The sequence below is a fragment of the Methylophaga sp. UBA4204 genome (genome assembly GCF_002379485.1).
In the GTDB taxonomy this organism is placed as follows: domain Bacteria; phylum Pseudomonadota; class Gammaproteobacteria; order Nitrosococcales; family Methylophagaceae; genus Methylophaga.
The window spans coordinates 88,634-91,725 of sequence record NZ_DFTU01000087.1 but is presented as its reverse complement, the minus strand read 5'-3'; the positions used below and the strand labels follow the sequence as shown (position 1 = coordinate 91,725).

Here is a 3,092-nt window from a genome sequence, read left to right as displayed (position 1 = left end):
GGAAATTCAGAAACAATCGCCCCCCCTTCGGCGATGTGATGTGCCAAATTTCTGTGTGATGCTGGATACACTCGATCCAAACCGGTACCAATCACCGCGATTGTTTTGCCAGATGCTGCCAGAGCGCCTTTATGAGCGGCAGCATCAATACCCGTGGCCACACCACTGGTAATGACAATATCGCCCTGAGCCAGGTATCGCGCGAATTCAAATGCTGTGTCGCTGCCTGAAGCGGTCGGGTTACGACTACCCACAATCGCCAACTGCCAGTTGTTAAGCAGATTGATATCCCCCTGAACATACAATAAAGCCGGAGGATCAGGTATTTGTTGAAGCAACTCTGGATAAAGATGATGTTGTTGATCGATGACATGGCGATTATCAGCTGATAGCCATTCCAAATCTCGCTCAACCTGCTCCCAATCTGGCGTTTGTAGCGCCGAGACAATTTTTGGATCAACATCTTTTAATAAGCTTGGCGCTTGAAAAATATCAGCTGGTTGATGAACTTGCTGTAGCAGTTTGTTAAAAGTGGCTGGCCCTACACCGGGAATACGTTGCAGAGCCAGCTGACATGCCAGAGACAGTTGCGAAGCAGAAAATCTATGCAAACTGTTTCCTTTATTCTGCAGAACGCACCTTGTCAAAAAGGTGCATGGAGGTAGTTGCTTTCATCACAATCGCATAACTTACCTTTTCATAAAGCTTGAATACCAAAGCCTCCCCGGCGTGCACATCAGGCAGTGTCACCATCGCTTTACGATCTTCGCTGACGGCATCACGTATGGTTTTACCCGCTTTATATACGGAAAGAACATGGCCACTTTCCAGACCATCAAGTGTACCGAGATTTAGCACAATGATCTGATACTGACCCACCTGCGATACACCGTCAAATACCGAAATAATCATGCCATCCATTGGTTGTGATGGCGCACGGGGAATGAAGTTAAGTTCAAAATCCTCTTCTTCCACAGGCAACAACCTATCTCCCACCATCACTTCACGATTGGTATAGGTTAACCCCAGCGTGGAAACCTCTCCGGGCTCTTTCACCACAGCATCGCCTGTATATATAGCTTCAACGCCGAGCTCTTCGCCGGTATTGGGATCAAAATAAATCTTACCGCCACGGAACACATTAAATTCATTTTGCTCAGGATCAATAATACCTTTGGCATAAACAATATCGCCGGCTCCAGACAATAATCTTTCATCAGAAGTGGCAACAACATAGGGGGCAGCGTCAAGAACTTCAGCACCGACTACTCGAGGTTTCGTCAGAAAAGGTCGGATAATTGATAAAGGAATGGTATGGATGGCTTCATCCATTCGAATTTCACGCATTTCTGGTGAAAGTTTGTAAGTCTGCTGTCCACGGCTTAGCTTGAGTACTGGCCGACCATCACGATATACCAGCGTTAATTCATCGCCAGGATAGATAAGATGAGGGTTTTCAACCTGAGGATTTACCTGCCAGATTTCAGGCCAGTGCCAGGGGTATTGCAGAAATTTGGCTGATATATCCCAAAGTGTATCGCCTTTAACGACCACATAACGATCCGGATGATCAGGATTAAGGGCCACCTCATTTGCAAGCACTGAAGCACTCATCAACAGGGCGAAGAAACCTAAACAGATGTGACGTATCATCATAAAATCCTCATGGACGCTACAGGGCAGCCATTATCCCTGGACAGACAGCAACGGCTCATAGTGTCTAATAAGCGATTACACTAATCAAGTAATCCAGCAACAAACTTGGTTTATAATGTGTCGATATCTCGACTGGTTAAACTTTTTCAGTCTGGCAATACCAACTTACTTGACGGAGAACAGCATGAAATTAACGTTGTGTTTTATTATCGGCATTGCTGCCGTTATGATGAATTCCCTGGCTATTGCTGAAGGCGATATTGCTGCCGGAAAGGCAAAGTCCGCCGTCTGTTCAACCTGTCATGGTGCTGAAGGCATCGCAATTATGCCAGTTTATCCGAATCTCGCTGGACAGAATGCTGAGTATTTAGTGTCAGCGCTTAAAGCTTATCGTGATAAGCAACGCCAGGGTGGTATGGCCGCTATCATGCAGATGCAGGCGAATAACTTGTCAGACGAAGATATCGCCAACCTCGCAGCATATTACTCAAGTTTGAAATAACTGACTGCTGGTGAAATGATTTATAGCAGGTACTGAAATGGCTCAACTGAATATATTGCACTTCCCCGATCCCAGGCTACGTCTGAAAGCGAAGCCTATTGAAAAGGTAACGGATGAAATCCGCCAGCTGGCAAATGATATGCTGGAAACCATGTACGATGCTCCGGGCATTGGCCTTGCTGCCACTCAGGTTAATCAACAGAAACGGTTAATTGTTATCGATGTTTCTGAAGATAAAACCAGCCCGCTGTTTTTGATTAACCCCGAGTTAATTGAAACCGAAGGCGAACGTGAATTTGAAGAGGGCTGTCTTTCGGTACCGGAAGCTTATGAAACAGTTACCCGCGCTGACACGATCCGCGTCCGTGCATTGAATCTGCAAGGCGAACCGTTTGAAATGGATGCCGATGGTATTCTGGCAACCTGTATTCAGCATGAAATCGATCATCTGGAAGGCAAACTGTTTGTTGATTATCTTAGTAATCTCAAACGTCAACGCATCAAAAAACGGCTGGAGAAACACCAGAAACAAAAATTATAAGGACATCCATGCGCATCATTTTTGCCGGCACTCCGGACTTTGCAGCAACCACGCTGGCGGCTCTACTGACAACGGAACATGAAATTTGCGCCGTCTATTCACAACCGGATCGTCCGGCTGGCAGAGGTCGGAAACTGACTGCCAGCCCGGTTAAGCAACTTGCTTTACAACACCATATCCCGGTTGAACAACCACTCAATTTCAAAGCTGAAGCCGATCGAGCTACCCTTGCCAGTTATCAGGCAGACTTAATGATTGTAGTAGCCTATGGGTTATTGTTACCACAAAGTGTTTTGGACACTCCCCGACTGGGCTGCATTAATGTTCATGCCTCCCTGTTACCACGCTGGCGTGGTGCCGCTCCGATTCAACGTGCCATCCTGGCTGGGGATA

5 protein-coding genes are annotated in these 3,092 nt (G+C 46.6%); 3 read left to right on the top strand and 2 right to left on the bottom strand.

The genetic code is table 11. The annotated features are described in order from the left end of the window. On the bottom strand, positions 1-611 hold a 611-nt coding region (locus B3182_RS12925; RefSeq protein ID WP_292753054.1), incomplete at its 3' end, for a DNA-processing protein DprA. A 10-nt stretch (positions 612-621) separates the two neighbouring features. Further along, the gene (locus tag B3182_RS12920; RefSeq protein ID WP_414673343.1) at positions 622-1,653 is read right to left on the bottom strand and encodes a LysM peptidoglycan-binding domain-containing protein; all 1,032 of its coding nucleotides are present in this window, start codon (positions 1,651-1,653) and stop codon (positions 622-624) included. Between the two features lie 187 nt (positions 1,654-1,840). Here B3182_RS12920 and B3182_RS12915 point away from each other — a divergent pair, with 187 nt between their 5' ends. The 3 genes from B3182_RS12915 to B3182_RS12905 all read left to right on the top strand — a co-directional run. Continuing rightward, on the top strand, positions 1,841-2,158 hold the full coding sequence (locus B3182_RS12915) for a c-type cytochrome (RefSeq protein WP_292358533.1): 318 nt from the start codon (positions 1,841-1,843) through the stop codon (positions 2,156-2,158). Positions 2,159-2,195: 37 nt separating this feature from the next. Continuing rightward, on the top strand, positions 2,196-2,699 hold the full coding sequence (gene def / locus B3182_RS12910) for a peptide deformylase (protein ID WP_292358535.1): 504 nt from the start codon (positions 2,196-2,198) through the stop codon (positions 2,697-2,699). 8 nt (positions 2,700-2,707) lie between these two features. After that, positions 2,708-3,092, top strand: a 385-nt coding sequence (locus B3182_RS12905) for a methionyl-tRNA formyltransferase (protein WP_292753015.1), incomplete at its 3' end; no start/stop codon positions are given.